Annotated in this window: 19 protein-coding genes and 1 pseudogene; 11 read left to right on the forward strand and 9 right to left on the reverse strand. The window is 72.6% G+C overall.

What is annotated here, in order from left to right; genetic code table 11:
* Window positions 1-165 precede the first annotated feature (165 nt).
* The 4 genes from QOM21_RS12355 (at window position 166) to QOM21_RS12370 (ending at window position 4,706) form a co-directional block, all read left to right on the forward strand.
* The gene (locus QOM21_RS12355; RefSeq protein ID WP_407549960.1) at window positions 166-1,689 is read left to right on the forward strand and encodes an FtsW/RodA/SpoVE family cell cycle protein; all 1,524 of its coding nucleotides are present in this window, start codon (window positions 166-168) and stop codon (window positions 1,687-1,689) included.
* Window positions 1,686-3,158: a penicillin-binding transpeptidase domain-containing protein gene (locus QOM21_RS12360; RefSeq protein WP_407549961.1), complete on the forward strand. Its 1,473-nt coding sequence runs from the start codon at window positions 1,686-1,688 to the stop codon at window positions 3,156-3,158. The genes QOM21_RS12355 and QOM21_RS12360 overlap by 4 nt, the downstream gene beginning before the upstream one ends.
* Before the next feature lie 80 nt (window positions 3,159-3,238).
* Entirely contained in the window at window positions 3,239-3,718 is a 480-nt protein-coding gene (locus QOM21_RS12365) for an HD domain-containing protein (protein WP_407549962.1), read from the forward strand.
* Window positions 3,719-3,923: 205 nt separating this feature from the next.
* Window positions 3,924-4,706, forward strand: a complete 783-nt coding sequence (locus QOM21_RS12370) for an ABC transporter ATP-binding protein (protein ID WP_407555643.1) — start codon at window positions 3,924-3,926, stop codon at window positions 4,704-4,706.
* A 105-nt stretch (window positions 4,707-4,811) separates the two neighbouring features.
* On the opposite strand, the gene QOM21_RS12375 is transcribed toward QOM21_RS12370, so the two are convergent.
* Complete coding sequence (locus tag QOM21_RS12375) at window positions 4,812-5,921, reverse strand: ferritin-like domain-containing protein (RefSeq protein WP_407549963.1); 1,110 nt, start codon at window positions 5,919-5,921, stop codon at window positions 4,812-4,814.
* A gap of 190 nt (window positions 5,922-6,111) precedes the next feature.
* On the opposite strand from QOM21_RS12375, the gene QOM21_RS12380 reads away from it, so the two are divergent.
* The 5 genes and pseudogenes from QOM21_RS12380 to QOM21_RS12400 all read left to right on the forward strand — a co-directional run bounded on the left by QOM21_RS12380 (window position 6,112) and on the right by QOM21_RS12400 (window position 11,238).
* Complete coding sequence (locus QOM21_RS12380) at window positions 6,112-7,038, forward strand: AurF N-oxygenase family protein (RefSeq protein WP_407555644.1); 927 nt, start codon at window positions 6,112-6,114, stop codon at window positions 7,036-7,038.
* A 149-nt stretch (window positions 7,039-7,187) separates the two neighbouring features.
* Entirely contained in the window at window positions 7,188-7,928 is a 741-nt protein-coding gene (locus QOM21_RS12385; RefSeq protein ID WP_407549964.1) for a TetR/AcrR family transcriptional regulator, read from the forward strand.
* Window positions 7,929-8,006: 78 nt separating this feature from the next.
* The gene (locus QOM21_RS12390) at window positions 8,007-8,270 is read left to right on the forward strand and encodes a hypothetical protein (RefSeq protein WP_407549965.1); all 264 of its coding nucleotides are present in this window, start codon (window positions 8,007-8,009) and stop codon (window positions 8,268-8,270) included.
* A 287-nt stretch (window positions 8,271-8,557) separates the two neighbouring features.
* Window positions 8,558-9,667: pseudogene (locus tag QOM21_RS12395) on the forward strand (chitinase); the annotation flags it as partial.
* Window positions 9,668-9,807: 140 nt separating this feature from the next.
* Entirely contained in the window at window positions 9,808-11,238 is a 1,431-nt protein-coding gene (locus tag QOM21_RS12400) for a glycoside hydrolase (RefSeq protein ID WP_407549966.1), read from the forward strand.
* A 76-nt stretch (window positions 11,239-11,314) separates the two neighbouring features.
* Here QOM21_RS12400 and QOM21_RS12405 read toward each other — a convergent pair whose 3' ends face one another.
* The 5 genes from QOM21_RS12405 to QOM21_RS12425 all read right to left on the reverse strand — a co-directional run bounded on the left by QOM21_RS12405 (window position 11,315) and on the right by QOM21_RS12425 (window position 17,149).
* Window positions 11,315-12,568 carry a styrene monooxygenase/indole monooxygenase family protein gene (locus QOM21_RS12405; protein ID WP_407549967.1) on the reverse strand — a complete coding sequence of 418 codons (1,254 nt, stop codon included), beginning with the start codon at window positions 12,566-12,568 and terminating at the stop codon, window positions 11,315-11,317.
* 121 nt (window positions 12,569-12,689) lie between these two features.
* Window positions 12,690-13,289 carry a GTP-binding protein gene (locus QOM21_RS12410; RefSeq protein WP_407555645.1) on the reverse strand — a complete coding sequence of 200 codons (600 nt, stop codon included), beginning with the start codon at window positions 13,287-13,289 and terminating at the stop codon, window positions 12,690-12,692.
* Window positions 13,290-13,344: 55 nt separating this feature from the next.
* The gene (locus tag QOM21_RS12415) at window positions 13,345-13,743 is read right to left on the reverse strand and encodes a DUF742 domain-containing protein (protein ID WP_393896579.1); all 399 of its coding nucleotides are present in this window, start codon (window positions 13,741-13,743) and stop codon (window positions 13,345-13,347) included.
* Window positions 13,740-14,234 (reverse strand): roadblock/LC7 domain-containing protein, encoded by a 495-nt coding sequence (locus QOM21_RS12420; RefSeq protein ID WP_407549968.1) that lies wholly within the window; start codon window positions 14,232-14,234, stop codon window positions 13,740-13,742. The genes QOM21_RS12415 and QOM21_RS12420 overlap by 4 nt, the downstream gene beginning before the upstream one ends.
* The gene (locus tag QOM21_RS12425; RefSeq protein WP_407549969.1) at window positions 14,231-17,149 is read right to left on the reverse strand and encodes a nitrate- and nitrite sensing domain-containing protein; all 2,919 of its coding nucleotides are present in this window, start codon (window positions 17,147-17,149) and stop codon (window positions 14,231-14,233) included. The genes QOM21_RS12420 and QOM21_RS12425 overlap by 4 nt, the downstream gene beginning before the upstream one ends.
* 596 nt (window positions 17,150-17,745) lie before the next feature.
* Here QOM21_RS12425 and QOM21_RS12430 point away from each other — a divergent pair.
* A complete protein-coding gene (locus QOM21_RS12430; RefSeq protein WP_407549970.1) occupies window positions 17,746-18,591 on the forward strand; it encodes a hypothetical protein in 846 nt (281 codons plus the stop codon).
* 69 nt (window positions 18,592-18,660) lie between these two features.
* Here QOM21_RS12430 and QOM21_RS12435 read toward each other — a convergent pair whose 3' ends face one another.
* Window positions 18,661-19,173 carry a MarR family winged helix-turn-helix transcriptional regulator gene (locus QOM21_RS12435; protein WP_407549971.1) on the reverse strand — a complete coding sequence of 171 codons (513 nt, stop codon included), beginning with the start codon at window positions 19,171-19,173 and terminating at the stop codon, window positions 18,661-18,663.
* A 333-nt stretch (window positions 19,174-19,506) separates the two neighbouring features.
* On the opposite strand from QOM21_RS12435, the gene QOM21_RS12440 reads away from it, so the two are divergent.
* Window positions 19,507-20,370: a lysozyme gene (locus QOM21_RS12440; RefSeq protein ID WP_407549972.1), complete on the forward strand. Its 864-nt coding sequence runs from the start codon at window positions 19,507-19,509 to the stop codon at window positions 20,368-20,370.
* A 102-nt stretch (window positions 20,371-20,472) separates the two neighbouring features.
* Here the strand turns inward: QOM21_RS12440 and lon are convergent, their stop codons facing one another.
* Both lon and QOM21_RS12450 read right to left on the reverse strand, forming a co-directional pair.
* Window positions 20,473-22,881: an endopeptidase La gene (lon, locus tag QOM21_RS12445; protein WP_407549973.1), complete on the reverse strand. Its 2,409-nt coding sequence runs from the start codon at window positions 22,879-22,881 to the stop codon at window positions 20,473-20,475.
* Window positions 22,882-23,135: 254 nt separating this feature from the next.
* Window positions 23,136-23,969, reverse strand: a complete 834-nt coding sequence (locus QOM21_RS12450) for a pentapeptide repeat-containing protein (RefSeq protein ID WP_407549974.1) — start codon at window positions 23,967-23,969, stop codon at window positions 23,136-23,138.
* Between the last annotated feature and the right edge of the window lie 177 nt (window positions 23,970-24,146).

Raw genomic sequence — 24,146 nt, forward strand, 5'->3', positions numbered from 1 at the left:
CGGGTATACGTGTCCGCGGCGGCGGGGCCGGACGGACGGGCGCGGAGCGGACCCCTCCGGGACTCCGCCGGGGCCCTCGAAGGCCGTGCGCCGCCACGTCTCCAGCCCCGAATACCGTATCCGGCATAACGGAAATATGGTCCGCTGCTTGCTACGTTGCCAGGCATGACGGCAACGGCAACGGCGGCCACCGCGCGCCCGGCGGACACTCCCCCACCCCAGCCGCTGTCACCGAAGCGACGAGGCATCGAACTGGCCCTGCTCGTGGGCGCCGTACTGCTGAGCGTCTGCGGATACGTCGCCGTGGGATTCGCCAGGACCCATACCGTCCCCAGCGGCGTGGCCGGCTATGGCGCCGGGCTCGGCGGTCTCGCGCTGCTCGCCCATCTCGCGGTCCGCTTCCGTGCCCCCTACGCCGATCCGCTGCTGCTGCCCATCGCCGTACTCCTGAACGGACTCGGCCTGGTACTGATCTTCCGGCTCGATCTGGAGACCCCGCAGGACCAGGCCGCGCCCATCCAACTCATCTGGTCCACGGTCGGCGTGCTGCTGTTCACGGCGGTGGTGGTGCTGCTGCGCGATCACCGCATGCTCCAGCGCTACGCGTACGTCTGCGCCGCGCTGGCCCTGCTCCTCATGATCGTTCCCATCCTCTTCCCCGCGGTCAACGGCGCCCGGATCTGGATCCGCGTGGCCGGCTTCTCCATTCAGCCCGGCGAGTTCGCCAAGGTGCTGATCACCGTCTTCTTCGCGGCCTGTCTCGCCGCCAACCGCACCGCGCTCGCCCACACCGGCCGCGTCCTGGGCAGGCTGCGGCTGCCCACCGGCCGGGTGCTCGGCCCGATCGTGGCGGTCTGGCTGATCAGCGTGGGGGTGCTGATCCTGGAACGCGATCTGGGCACCTCGCTCCTCTTCTTCGGAATCTTCGTCGTTCTGCTGTACGTGGCGACCGGGCGCCTCGGCTGGATCGCGGTCGGCCTGCTGCTCGCGGGCATCGGGGCAGCCGCCGTCGGCACCCTGGAGCCGCATGTCCACAGCCGCGTCGAGGACTGGCTGCACCCGTTCGCCGGTATCGAGGCGGGCGAGGGCCCCGGCCAGCTCGCCCAGTCGCTGTTCGCCTTCGCCGCGGGCGGAATGCTCGGCACCGGCCTCGGCCAGGGCCATTCCCACCTGATCGGCTTCGCCATGAAGTCCGACTTCATCCTGGCGACCTGCGGCGAGGAGCTGGGCTTTGCGGGGCTCTCGGCGCTCTTCGTGCTCTACGCCCTGCTGGTGGCGGGCGGCTTTCGCGCCGCCCTCGGCCTGGGGGACGCCTTCGGCAGCCTGCTGGCCGTCGGACTCGCCGTGCTGCCCGCCATCCAGGTCTTCGTCATCGCCGGCGGGGTGATGGGGCTGATCCCGCTGACCGGCATGGCGATGCCCTTCCTCGCGCAGGGCGGCTCCTCCGTCGTCACCAACTGGATCATCATCGCGCTGCTCCTGCGCCTCAGCGACCGGGCCCGCGCACCGCGGCCGGAGCAGACAGGGGCGGCGGCTGACGGTGGGGTGCCGCCCCCGTCAGCCCCCAGCGGCCCTGGCAGTCCCGGAAGCCCCGGCAGCCCTGCTGTCACCTTCGGCCCCGGCCGGCCCGGTGCCGCCCTCGGCTCCGCGGCCACCCGGCCCCCCACCGCCCCGGAGCCCGGCCGGTGATCCGCGGCATCCGGCACACTGCCGCCTTCTCCTTCCTCCTGCTCGTCGCCCTTCTGGGCAACGCCGCCCGGGTGCAGCTCATCGAGGCCGACACCTACACCGGCAATGACGCCAACCGCCGTGCGCCGATGGCGCGTTACGGGCAGCCACGGGGTGCGATCCTCGTCGCGGGCGAGCCCGTCACCGGCTCCCGTGACAGCCGCGGCCGGCTGCGCTACGAGCGGACCTACGCCGAAGGCCCGCTCTACGCGCCCGTCACCGGCTACTCCTCGCAGCTCTACGGCACTTCCCAGCTCGAAGGCGCCGAGGACGGCATCCTCTCCGGTACCGACCACCGGCTGGCCACCTTCCCCTGGTGGGACGACCTGACCCGCGGCCGCCGGCCGGGCGGCCGCGTCGTCACCACCATCGACCCCGAGGTGCAACACGCCGCGTTCGACGGGCTCGGGCACCGCAAGGGCGCGGTGGCCGCCGTCGAGCCGCGCACCGGCCGCATCCTGGCGCTGGCCAGCACGCCGTCGTACGACCCGGCCGAACTGTCGGGGAACGGGACGTCGGTCGGGGCCGCATGGCAGCGGCTCAACGCGGCGGCCGACCGCCCGATGCTCAACCGGGCCATCGGGCAGACGTATCCGCCCGGCTCGGTCTTCAAGGTCGTCACCGCGGCCGCCGCGCTGGAGAGCGGCACCGTGACCGACATCGAGGCACCCACGGACTCCCCGGACCCCTACACCCTGCCCGGGACCGGCACCCGCCTCGGCAACGCGACGCCCGGTTGCCGGGACGCCGGCCTCAAGGACGCCTTCCGGGTCTCCTGCAACACCGTCTTCGCGCGGCTGGGCGCCGAGGTCGGGCTGCACGGCATGGTTGAGGCGGCCCGCCGGTTCGGCTTCAACGACCGGCATCTGCGCATCCCGTCACCGGTTGCGCCGAGCCGGTTCGACCCCCGGATGGACCCGGCGGAGGTCGCGCTCTCCGCCATCGGGCAGTACGACACCACCGCCACTCCGCTGCAGATGGCGATGGTCGCGGCGGCGGTGGCCAACAGCGGGGTGCTGACGCCGCCGTATCTCGTCGACAGGCTGACCGACGCGAGAGGCAACACCGTCTCGGCCGGACCGCGCCGTTCCGCGTGGCAGGCGGTCGGCCCGGTCGCCGCGCAGCAGCTCCAGGACATGATGGTCGACGTCGTCGAGCACGGCAGCGGCCGGCACGCCGCCCTCAAGGACACCCTCGTCGGCGGCAAGACCGGTACCGCGCAGCACGGGGTGCGCAACGCGGGCACGCCGTATGCCTGGTTCATCTCGTGGGCCCGGGCGAAGGGCGCCAACGAACCCGCGGTGGCGGTGGCCGTCGTCGTCGAGGACGCGGCCGCCGACCGCGCCGACATCAGCGGCGGCGGCAGTGCGGCGCCCATCGCCCGCGCGGTGATGGACGCCGCGCTGCACGGAGGCCGCGCGGGCCGGTGAGCGACGGGAACGAGGCCGAGAGGAACCGAGGGGAACCGAGGGGCAGCTGTGACGGGCGCCGGCGCCGCCACAATGGCGGTATGGCTGACACCGAACCGTCCCCGCGTCCGGCTTCGTCCCCGCTCATGACTCTCGCCGAGGTGGAGGCCCTGGCCCGGCAGGCGCACTCCGGGCAGACCGACAAGGCGGGGCGCCCGTACGCCGAGCATCTGGCCGCGGTCGCGGAGGGCGTTCGTGTCCGGGGCGGCAGCGACGAGCAGATCGCCGCGGCCTGGCTCCACGACGCCGTGGAGGACGACGCGCTGTCCCGCATCGGGCTCGACGACGCGGCGCTCACCCCCGCCACCAAGGACATGGTTCTGGCGGTCACCAAGCGTCCCGGCGAGCCGGTCGAGGCGTACACCGCTCGCATCCTGGCCACGCCCGGCGCGCTGCTGATCAAGGAGGCGGATCTCGCGCACAACGCCGATCCGGCGCGGCTGGCCGTGCTGGACGCCGCCACGCGGGACCGGCTGACGGCGAAGTACGCACGGGTGCGGACCCTGCTGGGCCTGGCCTGACCGCCGTCCAGGAGCCGGGCGCCGCCGCCCCGGTTCCGCACCCCGGACACCCGCCCAAGAACATGCATGAGGCAGCTAGTCTGCGTCGATGACCGTTCCGCAGCCTTCGCAGTCGCCGCCGTCGCCCCGGCGGACGCCGCCACAGCAGCAGTTGCCGTCAGCGCTCGCCCGGCCGGCAGCGGCCCCGGACGCCGGAGCGGGCCGCGTGATCGTCGCGCTGGACGGTGTCGGCGTCCGCCGCTTCACCACCGGCCAGGTCATCCTCGACTCCGTCGACTGGACCGTGCGGTCCGGTGAGCACTGGGCGCTGCTCGGCGCGAACGGTGCCGGGAAGACCACTGTCCTGCGCCTCGTCGGCGCGCTGATGTTCCCCACCGTCGGCACCGTCGAGGTGCTCGGCCACCGGCTCGGCTCGGTGGACGTCCGCGAACTGCGCGCCGTCATCGGCATGGTCTCCGGCGCACAGAAGGTCCCGCAGGACGCGACCGGGCACACCGTCGTGCTGACCGGCGCCACCGGCACCGTGCAGCCGCTGTGGCGCAAGTACGACGACGCCACCCGGGAGCGTGCGCACGAGCTGCTCGCCGAACTCGACTGCAAGGAGCTGGCGGACCGCCCGTTCGGGGTCTGCTCCGGCGGCCAGCGGGCCCGGATCATGATCGCCCGCGCCCTGATGGCCGACCCCTCCCTGCTGCTGCTCGACGAGCCGTTCAACGCGCTCGACCTGCCGTCCCGCGAGGACCTGATCGACGCGCTGCACCGACTCGCCCTCGTGCGGCCCGAGTTGGCGACCGTCACGGTCACCCATCACCTGGAGGAACTCTCCCCCGCCATCGGCCACGCACTGCTGCTGCGCGACGGCCGGGCGCAGGCGAGCGGCCCGGTGGACGAGGTGCTGACCGGCGAACGGATGACGGCCTGCTTCGGCCGTCCGATCGAGGTGTCCCGGCACGAGGGCCGCTGGCTGGCCCGGTCGGGCAAGCGCTGACAACAGGGGGCGGACACCCCGCGGGCCCGGTCGTCGCGGGGCTCCCCCGAGCCGTCCGGCCGCGCGCCCGACCGGTCCGACCTGGGCCGGGTCGCGTGCCCGCGGTCAGCTCTCCGCGCCTCCTTGCGCGATGGCCTCCGCCACCTCCGCCGTACGCGCCTCCTCCTCGGCGGCGAAGCGCTCCGCGTCCAGCTGCTCGGCCACCTCCTCGTCCTGGGCCATCAGCAGGTCCAGGTTGGCGTCGCCCATCTCGAAGACGCCCATGTCCACGTACGCGCGCTGCAGGCGTTCGCCCCAGAGGCCGATGTCCTTCACGCACGGCACGATGCGGCTGAACAGCAGCTTGCGGAAGAGGTGGAGGAACTCGGAGCGCTCGGTGATCTCCGCCGCCTCCTGCCGGGGAACGCCGAAGTTCTCCAGCACCTCCAGGCCGCGCAGCCGGTCGCGCATCAAGTAACAGCCCTCGATGACGAACTCCTCGCGCTCGCGCAGTTCGGCGTCGGAGAGCTGCCGGTAGTAGTCGCGCAGCGCCATCCGGCCGAAGGCGACGTGCCGCGCCTCGTCCTGCATGATGTAGGCGAGGATCTGTTTGGGCAGCGGCTTGGTGGTCGTATCGCGGATCATCCCGAAGGCGGCCAGCGCGAGGCCCTCGATCAGCACCTGCATGCCGAGGTAGGGCATGTCCCACCGCGCGTCGCGGAGGGTGTCGGCCAGCAGCGCCTGCAGGTTGTCGTTGACCGGATAGAGCATCCCGATCTTGTCCTGGAGGAAGCGGCTGTAGATCTCCGCGTGCCGCGCCTCGTCCATGGTCTGGGTGGCGGAGTAGAACTTCGCGTCGAGATCGGGGACGGACTCCACGATCCGCGCCGCGCACACCATCGCCCCCTGCTCGCCGTGCAGGAACTGGCTGAACTGCCAGGAGGTGTAGTGCTGACGGAGGTCCCCGCGGTCCTTTTCCGTCATCTTGTCCCAGTACTTGGTCCCGTAGAGGGACAGGGACTCGTCCGGGGTGCCGAGCGGGTCCTTGGGGTCCACCTCCAGGTCCCAGTCGATGCGCGAGGTCGCGTCCCACTGCTTGCCCTTGCCCTTCTGGTAGAGGGCGAGCAGCCGGTCGCGACCGTCGTCGTACTCCCAGCTGAAGCGCGCCGCACCGGTGGCGGGCACCTTCCAGAGGGGGTCGCCGGGGTCTTGGACATAGAGGTCTCGGGTCGACACGGGTGCCTCCTCGGTTCACCTAACCCCTTGGCGTAGGGGGGTGGTTGGCAGGCTCACACGTTTCTTACCGACGGGTCAATAAGTCGTGCACGGGGGATTGACGCCCTTGCTGACACGCAGTCTCATAAAACGAGACAGCGGGTAACCCACGAGCGAGGTAGCCACAGCCATGACGAGTGCGCCCACCGCAATGACCGTGACGGATAGCGAAGTCCTGCGGGACGCCCTCGGGCTCCTCAAGGACCGGGAACAGGTGGCCGAGCGACTGCTCGACTCCTCCGCCAAGCACTCCTTCGACCCCGACACCGAACTCGACTGGGACGCGCCGCTCGAAGACGGCAAGTGGTTCTGGCCGCCGGAGCTGGTCTCGCTCTACGACACCCCGCTGTGGAAGCGGATGTCGCCGGAGCAGCAGCGCGACCTCTCCCGGCACGAGGCCGCCTCGCTCGCCTCGCTGGGCATCTGGTTCGAGATCATCCTGATGCAGCTCCTGGTGCGCCACATCTACGACAAGCCGGTGACCAGCGCCCATGTCCGCTACGCGCTCACCGAGATCGCCGATGAGTGCCGGCACTCCAAGATGTTCGCCCGCATGATCCACAAGGGCGGCGCACCGACGTACCCGGTCTCCCGCCTCAACCACAATCTCGCCCGGGTCCTCAAGACGGTCTCCACCACGCCCGGTTCGTTCGCCTGCACCCTGCTCGGCGAGGAGATCCTCGACTGGATGCAGCGGCTGACGTTTCCGGACGAGCGGGTGCAGGGCATCGTGCGCGGCGTGACCCGCATCCATGTCGTCGAGGAGGCCCGGCACGTCCGCTACGCCCGCGAGGAGCTGCGCCGCCAGATGGTCACCGCGCCGCGCTGGGAGCAGGAGTTGACCCGCATCAGCTCCGGCGAGGCCGCCCGGGTCTTCGCCGTCGCCTTCGTCAATCCGGACGTCTACACCAACGTCGGACTGGACAGGCGTGAGGCGGTGGCCCAGGTCAAGGCCAGTGGGCACCGCCGGGAGGTCATGCAGACCGGTGCCCGGCGGCTGACCGATTTCCTCGACGAGATCGGCGTACTGCGGGGCGTGGGGCGCAGGTTGTGGAAGAGCTCCGGGCTGCTGGCCTGACCGGCGCCGGTCGGTGCCGCCGGGCGGCCGCACCCGCGCAGGCCGGGGGCCCGGAGCCGGTTGACCGGGCGCGGGTGCCCACCGCCCCTTGCCGGCACCTGTGCGAGCACCTGTGCGACACCGAATCGGGGGCGGTTACGCTGCTCTGCATGAACGGCAGCGGCACCGCCCCAGCAGTACCACGACCCGCCTATCGCAGGCTGAGCGTCGAGCAGCGCCGCAGCCAACTGCTGGCCGCCGCACTGGGCCTGTTCGCGCAGCGGGCGCCCGAGGACGTCTCGCTGGACGATGTCGCGACCGCGGCCGAGGTCTCCCGCCCGCTCGTCTACCGCTACTTCCCCGGCGGCAAGCAGCAGTTGTACGAGGCGGCGCTGCGCAGTGCCGCCGACATCCTCGAACGCTGCTTCGCCGAACCGGAGACCGGCCCGCTCACCCAGCGGCTCGCCCACGCCCTGGACCGCTATCTCGCGTTCGTCGACGAGCACGACGCGGGGTTCAGCGCTCTGCTCCAGGGCGGCAGCGTCGTGGAGACCTCCCGTACGTCCGCGATCGTGGACGAGGTGCGGCGCGCCGCGGCCGATCAGATCCTGCGGCATCTGGGGGAGCCGAACCCGGGGCTGCGGCTGCGTATGACGGTCCGCATGTGGATCACCGCGGTCGAGGCCGCCTCGCTGATCTGGCTCGACGAGGACAAGCAGCCCGCCCTGGACGAGCTGCGCGACTGGCTGGTCGACCACTTCATCGCGCTGCTCACCGCGACCGCGGCCCGCGACGAGCAGACCGCGCGGGTGACCCGGGCGGCCCTTGCGCTGGAGACCGCGGAGGGCCCGATCGGCGATCTGGCCCGCCGCATCCTGCCCGTCGTGAGCGACGCGGCCCACCTGCTGTGAGCCGCGCCGGGCGCCCGGCGCCCGGCATCCGCCGGTGCGCGAGGGCCCCGCGGCGCCCCTTGGTGTGACACTGAGGGAGTGAGAAGCGAGAACACCCCCTTCGTCGGCGGGCCCCTCGACGGCCGCGTTCTGCCGGTCCTCCTCGGCGCGACCGGCCGGCCGCCGAAGTTCTACCGCGTCCCGGTGCCGCAGGACGAAGGGCGGCCCCCGGTCGTGCACGTCTACCGGCGGGTCCCCGGGCGGGTGGGCCGGCTGGGGCTGCCGAACGGCTGGGCGTACGAGTACGAGCCGGAGGGCGATCCGTCGGGTGGCCCCAAGTGGCCCTGGAAGAAGTCCGGTTGAGCGGACCGGTGCGGCGCGCCACCCCTACCCGCACGTCTGGTACGGACCATTGACTCTGCTGGTCCGGTCCTGTTTGCTGCCTGTCCGGGGGAGCCGCCCCGCGCCTCCCTGATCGGCCCCACACCGCAGGGCGGCCCCTCCCCCTCGACCCACGCGCGCCGTCCGCGGCCGCCGTCGACCCAAGGAGCAGCCCCATGCGACTGCGTTCCCCCCGCCCCAGGCCCGCAGCCCGCACCCCGCTCGGCCTCCACCGGCGCTCCCGGCTGTTACCGGCCGCGCTCGCCGCCGTCACCGCGGCCCTGCTCCTCGGTGGTGCCGCCCGGGCGAGCACCGCCCACGCCGCCCCCTCCCCGGCCGCCCACGGGTCGCGGACCGCGGACCTCCCGCCGCACGCACTCGTCGGCTATCTCCACGCGAGCTTCGCCAACGGCTCCGGCTACACCCGGCTCGCCGACGTTCCCGACAGCTGGGACATCATCGACCTGGCCTTCGGCGAACCGACGTCGGTCACCTCGGGCGACATCCGCTTCTCACTCTGCCCGCCGAGCGAATGCCCGGGAGTCGAGAGCGAGGAGGAGTTCAAGGCCGCGGTGCAGGCCAAGCAGGCGGCCGGCAAGAAGGTGCTGATCTCCATCGGCGGCCAGAACGGCCAGGTGCGGCTGAACACCGCCGCGGCCCGCGACGCCTTCGTGACCTCGGTCAGCGCGATCATCGACCGCTACGGACTCGACGGCCTGGACATCGACTTCGAGGGCCACTCGCTCTCCCTGGACAACGGCGACACCGACTTCAAGAACCCCACCACCCCGGCCGTCGTCCACCTCATCTCCGCGGTGCGCAGCCTGAAGGCCCGGTACGGCGAGGCATTCACGCTGACCATGGCGCCGGAGACCTTCTTCGTCCAGCTCGGCTACCAGTTCTACGGCTCGGGCCCCTTCGGCGGCCAGGATCCGCGGGCCGGCGCCTACCTCCCCGTCCTGTACGCACTGCGCGACGACCTCACCCTGCTGCACGTCCAGAACTACAACTCGGGCCCGATCATGGGCCTCGACGGGCAGTACCACACCATGGGCGGCGCGGACTTCCCCGTCGCGATGACGGACATGCTGCTGACCGGCTTCCCGGTGGCGGGCAACAAGGACAACGTCTTCCCGCCGCTCAAGCCCTCCCAGGTGGCCATCGGCCTGCCGGCCTCCTCCCAGGCGGGCAACGGGCACCTTCCGGCCGCCGAGGTCACCAGGACGCTCAACTGCCTCACCAAGAACACCGACTGCGGCAGCTACCGGCCGCACGGCACCCACCCCGACCTGGGCGGCCTGATGACCTGGTCGGTCAACTGGGACCGCTACAACGGCTGGGAGTTCCAGAAGAACTTCGACGCGTACTTCGGTAGCTGATCGAGTGACAGAAATGCCGTAAATCAGCCTTATTCACCGGAATCCACCCGGCTGCGTGTCACGATCCGAAGCCTACGGACGGTCAGTGGAGCGGCCGGGCGGACGCGGGCCCGGCCGCCGCGGGTGGGAGAGGTGGAGCGATGTCCGGACGGTTGGTGCGGTCGGCCTGCACGCTGGCACTCGTCGGCGCCGCAGCCCTGGCCCTGCCCTCACCGCAGGTCCTCGCCGACCCCGGTGGCGAGACCCCGCCCGGCGCCTCGTCGCCCGGCGCCTCGTCGGACGGCGCCTCGTCGGACGGCGCCTCGTCGGACGGCGCCTCGTCGGACGGCGCCTCGTCGGACGGCGCCTCGTCGGACGGCGGGACATCCGGCGGCTCGCCGGACACCGGCGAGGGCGGACTCGGGCGGCTCACCGAAGGCGCCGACTCCGGTGGCACGGGTGCCGACGGGCCCGACGGCACCGACACCGCGTCCTCGTCCGCCGGGCTCGGCACCAGCGCGCTCCTGCGCAAACTGCGGTCCCTCTACCGCGAGACGGAGAAGGCCGCCGACGCGTACCGCGCGACGCAGAAGGACCTCCGGAAGGCCCGGAAGAAGGCCACCGTCCTCAACGCCCGGCTCGTGAAGGCCCGTACGCGGCTGGCCGGCGGCCGGGCCGACACCGGGCGGCTGGCCCGGCTGCAATACCAGGGCTCGCCCGAGACGGGGCTCTCGTCGTATCTGCGCATCCTGCTGTCCAAGGACCCGGAGCAGGCCATGGAGCGCAGCCACTTCCTCAAGGAGATGGCCGGCGGGCAGGCCGCGACCATCGCCCGGCTCACCGCAGGCGAGAAGAAGGCGGACGCCCTGGCCACGAAGGCCCGCGGCGCGCTCAGGAAACAGCAGAAGCTGACCGCTCGGCGTCTGCAGCAGCGCGCCGCCTTCCGCGAGAGGCTCACCGGGGTCGAGGAGATGCTCGCCTCGCTCACCGAGGACCAGCTGACCGCCCTGAGCCGCCTGGAGGACGAGGACCCGGGCAGCACACCGAACGCACCGCTGGCGGACGGCAAGGGCGGCGCCTCGGACCCGTCGCCCGTCGGCGGCCCCGCGCTCCGTCACGGCCTCGAACGCGCCTCCGAACCGCCCGTGCACGGCGCGCCCGCCGGTCCGCAATCGGCCGGCCCGCCTGGGCCGCTCCCCGAGGCGCCGCAGTACGCCGGACAGCCGGCGCCGCACACCGGACCGGAGCGGTGGGACCGGCTGCCGCAGGTGCCGCTGGACCGGCTGCGCCCCGGGGATCTGGTGCTGTACTCCCCCGACGGAACACGGGCGGCGCGATACCTCGGTCACGGCAAGGTCCTCGAACTGCCCCGGCCGGGCGCGGACGTCAGGATCTCCCCGCTCGCCGCCCGCCCGCCGCTGGCCGCCGTACGGCCGGAGCGGGACGCGGCACCGGCGTGGCAGGGCCCGCCGCGCGCGCCCCAGGCCCCAGCGGCCCCGGACCGTCCGCTGTTCTTCGACGTGGACCCGGAACCACCGCTCGACGCGGACCCGGGACCGCCGGACTCCCCCGACGCCCCCGACGTCGGGTAGCCGCTCCAGCACGCGGCCGGCCGGCGGATCGCCGCGTGGGCGTCCGCCGGCCGGCCGGCGCGAGGCGGGACGTCGCTCAGCTGGTGAGCGACGCGAGGTAGGCGTTGGCCTTGTCCGGGTCGTAGAAGAAGTTCTCGAAGTCGGACGGGTCGTTGAAGCCGTTCGCGAACCGGTCGGCGGCCGGCTGCAGCTGACCGGCCGCGCCGATGACGTTGAGCACGTGCTCCGGCGGCGGGCCCAGCATCGCGTTGGTCCACTTCGTGACGTGCTGGGCGGTGTTCCAGTACCGGTCGAAGGCGCTCTGCATCCACTCCTCGTCGAACGGCTGGTCGCCGCGCTCGACGATGGCGGAGAGGTAGGCGGCGGCGCACTTGGAGGCCGAGTTGGAGCCCTGGCCGGTGATCGGGTCGTTGGCCACGACGACGTCGGCGACACCGAGGACCAGGCCGCCGGAGGGCAGCCGGCCGATGGGGTTGCGCACGGTCGGGGCGTAGCGGCCGGCCAGCGTGCCGTTGGCGTCGGTCAGCTCGACCTTGGTGGAGCGGGCGTACTCCCAGGGCACGAACTGCTCCATCAGCTCCAGCGTCTTGGCGAGGTGCTCGCCGGGGTCCTTGACACCCTCGAAGGCGTCCAGCGGGCCGCCGGGGATGCCCTCCCAGAAGAGGATGTCGGCGCGGCCGGAGGTGGTCAGCGTCGGCATGACGAAGAGTTCGCCGACCCCGGGGACGAGGTTGCAGCGCACCGCGTCGAACTCGGGGTGTTCCGGGCGCGGGCCCATGCCGTGGACGTAGGCGACGGCGAGGGCGCGCTGCGGGGCGTCGTAGGGGGAGCGGGCGGCGTCCCGGCCGAACATCGACACCAGCTCGCCCTTGCCGGCCGAGACCAGCGTCAGGTCGTAGCGGCTCGCGAAGAAGTCCAGGTCGGAGACTGCCGCGCCGTGGATGACGAGCTGGCCGCCACGCTGCGCGAAGGTCTCCATCCAGCCGGCCATCTTCACGCGCTGGTCGACGGACTGGGCGTAGCCGTCGAGCTTGCCGACCCAGTCGATGGCGCGCTGGGAGCCGCCGGGCTCGGCGTGGCTGCCGGGCGCGGCGACCGAGACGCCCAGGCCCTCGATGCGCGGGGCCTGGCTCTCCCAGAAGTTGATCTGGAGGTCGCGCTCGTGCTGGAGGGCGGTGTCGAACATGCACTGCGTCGACATGACCCGGCCGGAGCGGATCTCGTCGGCGGTGCGGTTGGACATGAGGGTGACCTCGTAGCCCTGGGACTGGAGGCCGAGGGCGAGTTGGAGACCGGACTGACCGGCCCCGACGATGAGTATCTTCCGCATGGCGGCGCTCTTTTCCGTTACTGCTGCTGTTCGGGGGGTGAGGGCGGGGGTGGCCCACGGGCGGCGGAGCCCGGCCGGTCCGTGCAGGCGGTGGCCTGTCCGGACGGGTGGCCCGGTCCGGCTATTCCGGTGCGGTCTGCAAGGCGTGGCCGACCAGCGCCAGCAACGACTCGATCACGGTGACCCGCTGACGGGCGTCCATGATCACGACGGGTACGTGCGGGGGCACGGTCAGCGCGTCGCGGACGTCGTCCACGGCGTACGCGGCGGTCCCCTCGAAGTGGTTGACCGCGACGACGTACGGCAGCCCGCAGCTCTCGAAGTAGTCCAGCGCGGGGAAGCAGTCCTCCAGCCGCCGGGTGTCCGCCATCACGATCGCACCGATCGCGCCGCGCACCAGGTCATCCCACATGAACCAGAAGCGCTGCTGGCCGGGCGTGCCGAACAGGTAGAGCACCAGGTCCTGGTCGAGGGTGATCCGCCCGAAGTCCATCGCGACCGTGGTCGTGGTCTTCTCCGGGGTGGACGTCAGATCGTCCGTATCGGCGCTGGCCTGCGTCATCACCGCTTCGGTCTGGAGCGGGGTGATCTCCGAGACCGATCCGACGAACGTGGTCTTGCCGACACCGAAGCCGCCCGCCACCACGATCTTGGTGGCGACCGGGGCCCGCGACGCGTCCGTCTGCCAGCTCTGCAGACCCTCGTCGGCGGCCACGGCCACCGCGTCGGCCTCGCCCGCACGACCGGCGGACGCCGTCGGCCCGGCCGCTATCGTGTCAGAGCCTGTGAAGTCCACTCAGCACCCTTTCGAGCAGCGCGCGGTCCGGCCGGCCGGTGCCGTGTCCGGTGCCGTAGACGCGAATCTTTCCCTGGTCGGCGAGGTCGCTGAGGAGGACGCGGACCACGCCCAGCGGCATCTTGAGCAGCGCGGAGATCTCCGCGACGGAGCGCATGCGGCGGCACAGCTCGACGATCGCCCGCATCTCCGGCATCACCCGGTCGCCCCAGCCGCCCGACGTCAGCTCGCGACGCTCCTCGGGGGCCTCCAGCGCGGCCACGAACGTCTCGACGAGCAGCACGTGCCCGAATCGCGTCCGGCCGCCGGTGAGCGAATACGGCCGTACGCGCGCGGGTTTCCTGTCCCCGCCGCGTACGGGGAGTTTGGGACTACTCACAGGACGTTCTCCATCGACTTGCGCAGTTCGGTGCGGAGTTCGGGGGTGAGGACATGGCCGGCCCGGCCGACGAACAGCGCCATGTGGTAGGCGACGATGCTCATGTCGCAGTCCGGGGTGGCGTGCACACCGAGCAGTGAACCGTCACTGATCGACATGACGAAGAGGCTGCCCTCGTCCATGGTGACCATCGTCTGCTTGACGCCGCCGCCGTCCATCAGCTTTGCGGCACCGAGCGTCAGACTGCCGAGCCCGGAGACGATGGTGGCGAGGTCGGCGCTGGACCCCTTGGGTCCGTTGCTCTCACCGGGCTGCGCCGTCTCGTCCGTCCTGGCGGGGTCGGAGGAGAGCAGCATCAGCCCGTCGGAGGAGACCACCGCCACCGAGCGGATGCCCGGCACCTCGTCGACCAGGTTGGTCAGGAGCCAGTGCAGGTTTCTCGCCTGGCTGCTCAATCCGCGTCCCTGCGCACTGGGCGCTTGCGCGTTCAATCGCGTGCCTCCTCGACAATGTCGCTCTCTCCCGGGGCCCCCGCTCCGTCGGTGTCCGTCTGTGGGATGGTCCGCTCCGGCGTGGGGTCCGAGATCTCGGCCTCGACCTCACGCCGCCCCTCGCGCGCGCCTTGCTGGAAGCCGCCGAGCCGGCGCCGCAGCGCTTCGGCGTTGACCCCGCCGCTCTTGCGCGGTCCGGCGGGCGACTGCTGCGACACGATCTTGGGCGTCCGCTTGGGCAGCCCGGTGACGGTCGTCCGGCGCGCCCCGAGGGGTGCGTCGTCCGGCACGCCGTCCTGTGTGTGGTCCTGGGTGTGGTCCTGTGCAGGGGCCGTCGCCTCGGCGCCGGTGGGCGCGACGTCGGCGGCGGGCCGGGTGTGCTCGTCCGGGCCGATGGCGTACGGGTCGGCGGATGCGACCGGCGCGGCGTGCCGGCCGGAGCCGGGCGCCGCCGGGGTGACCGCGTCCGTGGCCGGGTCGGCGGGGTCGTCGGACCGTGCGTGCTCGCCGCCGGCCGTGGCGTACGGGCCGGAGGACTGCGGACCGTACGGGCTCCGGTCGGGCCCGGTGCCCGTGGTGGGGCCGGACGGCTGGGCGGGGGAGGCGGGTTCGGCCGGGCCGCCCACACCTGCCTCGTCGATCGCGCGCTCCGCGGCGGCGACGAAGGGGTCGGAGCCGGGGGCCGCCTCCGCGGCGGGGGCTCCGGCATCGGCGGGCCGCGCGGCGAGCGGCTCGTCGGCGAGCGGCTCGTCGGCGAGCGCGGCGGACTCGGCGGCCTGCGCGGTCGGCGCGGCGGTTTCCTCGGCGGGCGCCGCGGCCGGCGGGGCCGTGGGCACGCTTCGCGGGGACCGCGTCTGGAGGGTGTTGGAGTTCGCCTCGGCGACCGAGCCGGGCAGGCTCGGCGTGTGCGGCACGTCGTGCGTGGCCACCGACGGCAGACCGGAGGGGTCCGGGCGGGTGGGCAGTATCGAGCCGGGGAGCACCACGACGGCGGTCACGCCGCCCTGCTTGCTGTCGCGCAACTGGACCCGGACGCCGTGCCGGGCGGCCAGCCGCACCACGACGTACAGCCCGAGGCCCAGCGCCTCGTCGATGGTCTCGGAGGACGAGGCGGCCTCGGCGTCCGAGAGCCGGTCGTTGAGCTCGGCCAGCCGGTCCCCGGTCATCCCTATGCCCTCGTCCTGGACGGAGAGCATGATCTCGCCGCTCTCCAGCAGCCAGCCGGACAGCTCGACATGCGCGTCCGGCGGCGAGAACGCGGTGGCGTTCTCCAGGAGTTCCGCGACGAGGTGGCTGAGGTCGTCCGCGGCGAACCCGGCGACCTGGGAGTGCGGCGGCAGCGACTGGATGCGCACCCGCTCGTACCGTTCGATCTCGCTGACCGAGGCGCGCAGCACGTCCAGCAGCGGCACAGGGCCGCTGTGGCCGGTGCCGTGTTCCGCGCCGGCCAGCACCAGGAGGTTCTCGCTGTTGCGGCGCATCCGCGCGGCGAAGTGGTCCAGCTTGAACAGCGTCTCCAGCCGCTCCGGGTCCTGCTCGCTCTCCTCCAGCGCCTCGATGACGCCGAGCTGGCGCTCCACCAGGCCCAGGGTGCGCAGCGAGAGGTTGACGAACCGGCCGTGCACACCGGCGCGCAGGGCGGCCAGCCGCTCGGTGAGTTCGGCGACCTCCTGCTGGAAGCCGGCCGCCTGGTCCTGGAGCACCTCGCGCTCGGCGACCATCCGCTGCCGGCCGCTGACCAGCCGCTTGCGCTCGCCCTCCAGCTCGGCCGTCCGCCGGGCGAGTGCGCCGACCTGGGCGTGCAGCGAGTTGACGGAGCGGACCGCGGCGGCGAACTCGTCGTCGCGGCCCGTGAAGGTGATGGGCTCCTCGGCGCCGGGGTCGGCGGCCACGCGCTGGGCACCGAGCCGCAGGGCGGCCAGCGGCCGGGTCATGGAGCGGGCTCCGGAGATGCCCGCGCCGACGGCGAGCAGCAGGCAGAGGGCCTCCAGCCCGATGCGGATCTCCAGCGCCGTCACATCGTCGTCGCGCAGTGCGCCCAGCCGCTGGATCTCGGCGGTGGCCATGGCGGACTCGACGCCGCGCATCAGCCCCACCCGGGAGGTGAGGGTGGCGCGCACCCGCTCCCGGTCGAGGCGCAGATCGGTGCCGCTCAGCCGGGGCTGGTCGGTCAGGCGGGTCAGATAGCGCTCGGCGGTGGCGACGTCCGTGCCGTTGACGGTCCGGTCGTAGCGGTCCCGGGCGCCCTCGCTCGCCGACTGGGCGAAGTCCTCCAGCGCACCCTGTTCACGCAGGTGCGCGAGCTGTGCCGCGGCGGTCAGACGGGGCTGCGAGCCACCGGCGTTGAGCGCGGACAGCAGCAGCCCGCGGGTGCCCGCGGCCTGGTCGACGGCGCGGCCGAGGGCGGGCAGCGCACGGGTGTCGGCGTCCGCGGCGTCGGCGCGGGCGGGAAGTCCCCGGGCGATGTCGTCGCTGATGGCGCCGAGCGCCTGGACGGCCCGGGTGTACGCCTCGAAGGTCTGCTCGGCGGTGCTCGTCCCGCCCAACGCCTGACTGCGGGTCTCCGGCAGGGCGGTGAGGAGCTTGTTCGCGGCGCGGTACACCGCGGTCTCGCCGGCGGCGCCGTGGGCCTCGCTCCGCAGTTCGCGGATCTGCCGGTCGACGCGGGCGCGCTGCGGCTGCGCGGACTCCGCGCCACCGCGGGCACCGCGCCCGGCGGCCACGAAGTCGGTCATGGTGTCGCGCTCGTCGGCGAGGGAGTGCGCGAGCGCGAGGGCGTGCGCGTCCAACTCGGCGAGGTCGACGAGCTGCTGACTCTGCTGCGCGTTGTCCGCGGCGGTGGCGATGGCGGGCGCGCCGGCTCCCAGGACGGCGACGGCCACGACGGCCACCGCCCCGACAAGTCGGTTGCGCACCCGCGCGGGACGCCGTTGGGTACCGTCCCCGTCACCCGTCGCACCCGGACCGTTGGCCGGTCGGGAGACCGAACCGGCCGGTGATCCCGGCTTCCCTGCGCCGCCCCGAAGCCGCTTCTTCCGCACCGCTGCTCGCAATCCTGTCTCGCCTGCCCACGCCGTGTGGCGTCGCGGACCCGACTCGCTCCGCTCGCGGGGCGGACCTGCGCGAAGACCGCAGCAGCGCACACTTCCGCGAAGGGGAACAGCCCGGCTCTGCGCGTCGCGACGGACGTCCTGGCCCCACCCGGTGATCCGGGAGCGACCATTCCACCGGCGCCGCGCAGTGGCTCGGCAACACATGCCCGGCCACCTGAAGGAGTGAACATCAATCAGAGTTTGGCCATCAACTTCCGTGCACCCACGACGTGGGCCGCCACCCCGGCCCGCCCCCGAACGGGTTTGGAGAACCGTCCCGGTCCTGGCAAGATGCGCGCCCGCAGCGCCCCGGGCCCCTGGTCCGGACTTTCCGTACGGCGCTGACCTGGCGGTACGCCAACACCCCGGAGCGGCCCGATCGCCGGAGTGAAAGGGCCGTCTCCGGCAGACTTGCCGGCATGCACAGCGCTCTCGCCACCGACCCCGGCGACCCCCAACACCCAAACGAGGACTACGCGTCCGTCGCTCTCCCGGCCTCCGGTCAGGGCGGAGCCCTGGTCCTGCTGGACGGCGTGACGCCACCGGAGGGGGACTACGGCTGTGTGCACCCGGTCTCGTGGTTCACCGCGCGCCTCGGGGGCGCAATGCTCGAACTGTCGGGTTCGCACCCGGATATGACGCTCCCTGAGGCACTGTCCGCGGCCATCTCCCGTACGGCGGCAATTCACCGGGGCGGCTGTGACCTTTCTCACGTCCGTACGCCGCAGGCAACCGTGGTCGCCGTGCGCTGGTCGCAAGACACCGTCGAACACCTCGTACTGTCCGATTCCGCCCTCTTGTTGGAGCGGGCGGACGGATCGGTGCAACCGGTGCTGGACCGCCGGCTGGACGAACTGCCGCCGGGGATCCGCGCGCAGCGGGACGCCGTGCGGGCACTGCCCCGCGGCTCCGCCGAACGCGCTGCCGCGGGCCGGGAGTACGGCCGCGCCGTCGAGGCGCTGCGCAACGCCGAGGGGGGCTTCTTCACCGCGGCCGCCGATCCCGCCGTGGCCGCCCGCGCGGTCACCGGCACCACCCCGCGCGCCGAGGTCCGCTCCCTGACCGCGCTGAGCGACGGCGCGGGCCGCTGGGTGGAGGTCTTCCACCAGGGCTCGTGGGCCGACTGCGCGCAACTGGTGGCACAACAGGGCCCGCAGGCCCTCATCGACAGGGTGCGGGCGGCGGAGGCGGCGGACCCGGAGGGCACCGCCCACCCGCGCGGCAAGGCCCGGGACGACGCGGCGGTGATCCACGTCGTGCCGTGACCGGCGAGACGGCGTCGGACGGGTGACCCGGACCGCGGGGCGAGGCGCGTGGGCGCGGAACCCGCGCCCTCAGGGGGCGTCGCCCCCCTCCTGCCCTTCCTGCCCCTCCTGTCCCGCATTGAGCTGGTGGAGCAGGCGGGCCAGTTCGGCGACCTCCGTGCGGTCCCACGCAGCGAGGCGGCGGGCGTACTGGGCGCGGCGGGCGGTGCGGACGCGGGTGAAGCGTTCCCGCCCCTCGTCGGTGATCCGCACCAGGACCGCCCGGCCGTCGGCCGGATCGGGCTCCCGGGCGACGAGACCGAGTCCCTCCAGGGCGTGCAACTGGCGGCTCATCGTGGCCTTGCCGACGCCGAAGAACCCCGCCAGGTCGGTGGCGCGCTGCGCGCCCGCGTCGGCGAGCCGGACGAGCAGACCGTAGGCGGCGGGCTCCAGATCGGGGTGGACCTCACGCGCCAGTTCGCCGGACGAGGCGCGGGCACGGCGGAGGAATACCGCCAACTCGCGTTCGAGGGCGAGGAATTCGTGGTCCACACCATTCGGCGCGCCGTCCGCCGTCATACCGTCGGCTCCGGTGTTGTGCACGTCAGCGCCCTTTCCCACTTCTCCTGCGATTTCTGCGTTTTCCGGGTGCCCCGGGTCTTTCCGGTCCCTCCGGGTTTCCCGGCCGTGAAAGTTTCTTTCAGCCGCGGCCGTAACCCCAGCTCGGCCAGTATTTCGCAGGATTAGACCAACGGCAGCCCCGTAGCCCTCTTTTATCCCACCGATCTACGCGCGTATCGTCATTTCTGGCATGGCCACAGCAAGCGTCGAAGGTTCCACCGCACACCCCCACCCGTGAAATCCGTGCCCGCACGCCTGCGCCGTGCCGCTCGCTCGCCCCCCTCAGGTCCCTCACCGAGATCTTCGGAGGCACGTATGCCCGTGCTCAGATCCGGCTCCCCCCACCGCCGATCGCGCTCCCTGGCGACCGCGGCCGGGATCCTTCTGGCGATCCTCTCCCTCCTCCTCGGCCTCCCCGGCACCGCCGGCGCCGCTGCCACCAAGTACGCACCGGAACCCACCCACCCGGGCCAGGACTGGGCCGGGTCGCAGATCGCCGCGCACGAGGGCCGGTCACCGGCCGCCCCGGACGCCCCACCGCCGTCCGCCGCCGCGTCCGTCGAAGGCGTGGACGTCAGCGGCCACCAGGGCAATGTCGCCTGGTCGACCCTCTGGAACAGCGGCGTCCGCTTCGCCTACGTCAAGGCGACGGAGTCCACCAGCTACACCAACCCCTCCTTCGCGCAGCAGTACAACGGCTCCTACAACAGCGGCATGATCCGCGGGGCCTACCACTTCGCCACGCCGAACACCTCCAGCGGCGCGGCCCAGGCCAACTACTTCGTCGACCACGGCGGCGGCTGGTCCCGGGACGGCAAGACCCTGCCCGGCGCACTCGACATGGAGTACAACCCCTACGGGGCGACCTGCTACGGCCTGAGCGCGGCCGGGCTGGTCAACTGGATGAAGGACTGGTTCGCCACCTACAAGGCGCGTACCGGACGGGACGCCGTCATCTACACCTCCACCAGCTGGTGGAAGCAGTGCACCGGCAACTACGCGGGATTCGGCGGCATCAACCCCCTGTGGGTCCCGCGCTACGGCTCCTCGGTGGGCGAACTCCCGGGCGGCTGGGGCTTCCACACCATCTGGCAGTACACCTCGACCGGGCCGACGGTCGGCGACCACAACCGCTTCAACGGCGCGATGGACCGTCTCCAGGCACTCGCCAACGGCTGAGCCGCCCCCCCCCCCCCCGCTCCACCGTCCGCACCGCCGGGCACACGACAGGGCCCCTTCCGCACACCTGGTGCGAAAGGGGCCCTCGCCCGGTCACGCCCGTCACGCCGCGACCGGGACCTCCGGTGCGGCACCGGCCGAGGCCGGTGTCAGCGCCAGCTCGAGTACCTGGCGGACGTCTGCCACCGGGTGGACCTGGAGCGTGTCGAGGATCTCGGCGGGCACCTCGTCCAGATCCGGCTCGTTGCGCTTGGGGATGATCACGGTGGTGATCCCGGCCCGGTGCGCGGCGAGCAGCTTCTGCTTGACGCCGCCGATCGGCAGGACCCGCCCGGTCAGCGAGATCTCACCCGTCATCGCGACGTCCGGCCGGACCTGGCGGCCCGACAGCAGCGAGGCCAGCGCGGTCGTCATGGTCACCCCCGCGCTCGGGCCGTCCTTGGGGACGGCGCCGGCCGGGACGTGCAGGTGCACTCCGCGCTCCTTCAGGTCAGCGACCGGAAGCTCCAGTTCCGCTCCGTGCGAGCGCAGGAACGACAGCGCGATGTGCGCCGACTCCTTCATCACATCGCCCAGCTGACCGGTCAGCTGCAGCCCGGACGCACCGGTCTCCGGATCGGCCAGCGATGCCTCGACGTACAGCACATCGCCGCCGGCGCCGGTCACCGCCAGTCCGGTGACGACACCGGGCACCGCGGTCCGCCGCTCGGCCGGGTCCTGCGCGGACTCGGGGGTGTGGTGCGGGCGCCCGATCAGCGGACGCAGCTCCTGCGCGCCGACCGTGAACGGCAGCTCCCGCTCACCCAGTTCGTGCTGGGCCGCGACCTTGCGCAGCAGCCGGGCCACCGACCGCTCCAGATTCCGTACGCCCGCCTCACGGGTGTACTCACCCGCGAGCTTGCGCAGCGCCCCGTCCTCCAGGACGACCTCGCCGGGCTCCAGACCGGCCCGCTCCAGCTGCCGGGGCAGCAGGTGCTCCCGTGCGATGACGACCTTCTCGTCCTCGGTGTACCCGTCGAGCCTGACCAGTTCCATCCGGTCCAGCAGCGGCTCGGGGATGGCTTCGAGGACGTTGGCCGTGGCCAGGAAGACCACGTCGCTGAGGTCCAGTTCGACCTCCAGGTAGTGATCGCGGAAGGTGTGGTTCTGCGCCGGGTCCAGGACCTCCAGGAGGGCGGCGGCCGGGTCGCCCCGGAAGTCCGAACCCACCTTGTCGATCTCGTCGAGCAGCACCACCGGGTTCATCGACCCGGCCTCCTTGACGGCCCGCACGATCCGGCCGGGCAGCGCGCCGACATAGGTGCGCCGGTGGCCGCGGATCTCCGCCTCGTCCCGGACGCCGCCGAGCGCGACCCGGACGAACTCGCGCCCCATGGCCCGTGCGACGGACTCGCCGAGCGAGGTCTTTCCGACGCCCGGCGGGCCCACCAGTGCCAGCACCGCGCCGCCGCGCCGCCCGCCGACGAGCCCCAGACCGCGCTCGGTCCGGCGCTTGCGGACGGCGAGGTACTCGGTGATCCGCTCCTTGACGTCCTCCAGGCCCGCGTGGTCGGCGTCCAGGATCTCCTTGGCGCCTGCGATGTCGTACGCGTCCTCGGTCCGCTCGTTCCACGGCAGTTCCAGGACGGTGTCCAGCCAGGTGCGGATCCAGGAGCCCTCGGGGTTCTGGTCGCTGGACCGCTCCAGCTTGTCGACCTCCTTGAGGGCGGCCTTGCGGACCTCCTCGGGCAGTTCGGCGGCCTCGACGCGGGCGCGGTAGTCGTCGCCCTCGTCCTCGGGGTCGCCGTTGATCCCGGCGAGTTCCTTGCGGACCGCTTCCAGCTGACGGCGCAGCAGGAATTCCCGCTGCTGCTTGTCGACGCCCTCCTGGACGTCCTTGGCGATCGACTCGGCGACGTCCTGTTCCGCGAGGTGCTCGCGCAGGGTCTCGGTGGCGAACTTCAGACGGGCCACCGGGTCGGCGGTCTCCAGCAGCCGGACCTTCTGCTCGGTGGTCAGGAAGGGCGAGTAGCCGGAGTTGTCGGCGAGCGTCGGCACGTCCTCGATCTGCTGGACGCGGTCGACGACCTGCCAGGCACCGCGCTTGCGCAGCCAGCTGGTGGCCAGCGCCTTGTATTCGGTGACGAGTTCCGTCACCGCGCCGGGCAGCGGGTCGGGCACCGTCTCCTCGACGGTGGTGCCCTCCACCCAGAGGGCGGCCCCCGGGCCGGTCGTACCCGACCCGATGCGCACCCGGCCCAGGCCCCTGATCAGGGCCCCGGGGTCGCCGTCGGAGAGCCGCCCGACCTGCTCGATCCGCCCGAGCGTGCCGATCCCGGCGTAGCTGCCGTCGAGCCGGGGCACAAGCAGCACCTGCGGCTTGTTACCCGACGGGGCGGCGGCCTGTGCGGCCTCCACGGCTGCCCGGACGTCGGTGTCGGACAGGTCGAGAGGCACCACCATGCCGGGCAGAACGACCTCGTCATCGAGGGGCAGCACGGGCAGGGTGAGCGATGTGGGCGTCGAAGCCATGATCTCCCCTTCGGCAGGCAAGTTGAGCTGTACTCACTCAATGCCGCGGTAGGGGGAGATGTTCCCCGGGGCGCGTTCGCTGTGAGCGATCAGGGATGGGCAGCGTGCGGCGGCGGATCGGCGGAGGTGTCTCCGCTCCGCGTCGGTGGGCGGGTGGTGCCGTACGAAGACGCACGAAGACGGGGGAACTCGGATCGTCGGCGTCGGTCACCGGCGGGCGGCCGCGGATGTGCCGTGCCCGGTGCGGCGGGTGACTACCAGTGAGCCGGGCGGCCGAGCTCCGGCGGCAGCGTGGTGCGGTCGTCCCCCTTGGCCGCGCTGAGCTGGGCCCGGGTGAGGAAGAGGCTGCCGGTGAGGTCGGCGCCGCTCAGATCGGCGTCCCGCAGATCGGCACCGATCAGGTCGGCCAGCCGCAGGTCGGCGCCCGTGAGGTCGGCGGCGATGAGGTAGGCCCCGCGGAGGTTGGCGCCCCGCAGGTCGGCGCGCCGCAACCGGGCGCCCATGAGATCCGCGCCCCGCCGCTCCTTCTTACGGCCCGGCACCTCGGCCCGCACCAGCTCGCTGGTGCGCAGCAGCAGAGCGTTGACCTCGCCCCGGTGGGCGGCGACATCCAGGCCGGCCAATTCCTCGGGAGTGCCGTACGTGAGGGCTTCGGTCTCGTCGAGCGCGCGCCGCAGCTCGTCGTGGATCGGGCGGGCAGCAGGCCGGGCGAGGGCCTCGGCGAGGTACTGAAGGAGTTCGTGGAGCTGCCGCATGACGGGGAAGACGTCGAACATGCTGCGGGCTGTGCGCGGGGCCTGCCGCCAGTCCTCGCCGCCGAAGGTGACCTGTGAGACCTTCTGCCCGGCACCGAAGCAGTCGAAGACGGTGCATCCGGAGAAGCCGCGCTCACGCAGCTCGGCATGGATTCCGCAGCGGAAGTCGCTCCGCAGGTTGCCGCAGGGCCGCCCGGCGTCCTTGTCGACCGCGAAATCCGCCGACGCGGCGAACGGCAGGGCGACGCAGCAGAGCCCGAAGCAACTGCCGCAGTCGGAGACGAGCCCGAGGCGAGTGGCGTCGGGGTTCGGCCGGGTGGGGTCCTGGGACACGGGCGTGCACTCCTGCTACCGGTGAGCACCGCGTACCGCCGCGCTCGCAAGAACGCCATTCTCCCAGGAGCCGACGGATGATCCGGCCACAGGTGGCGACGGGACCTGACCGGGCGCGCGGCGCGGCGCCGGACGGATTCCCGGCGGGGGGCGGTCGGCATCCGGGCCCTCGCGGCG

Source organism: Streptomyces sp. Pv4-95 (assembly GCF_045782725.1).
Lineage (GTDB): Bacteria > Actinomycetota > Actinomycetes > Streptomycetales > Streptomycetaceae > Streptomyces.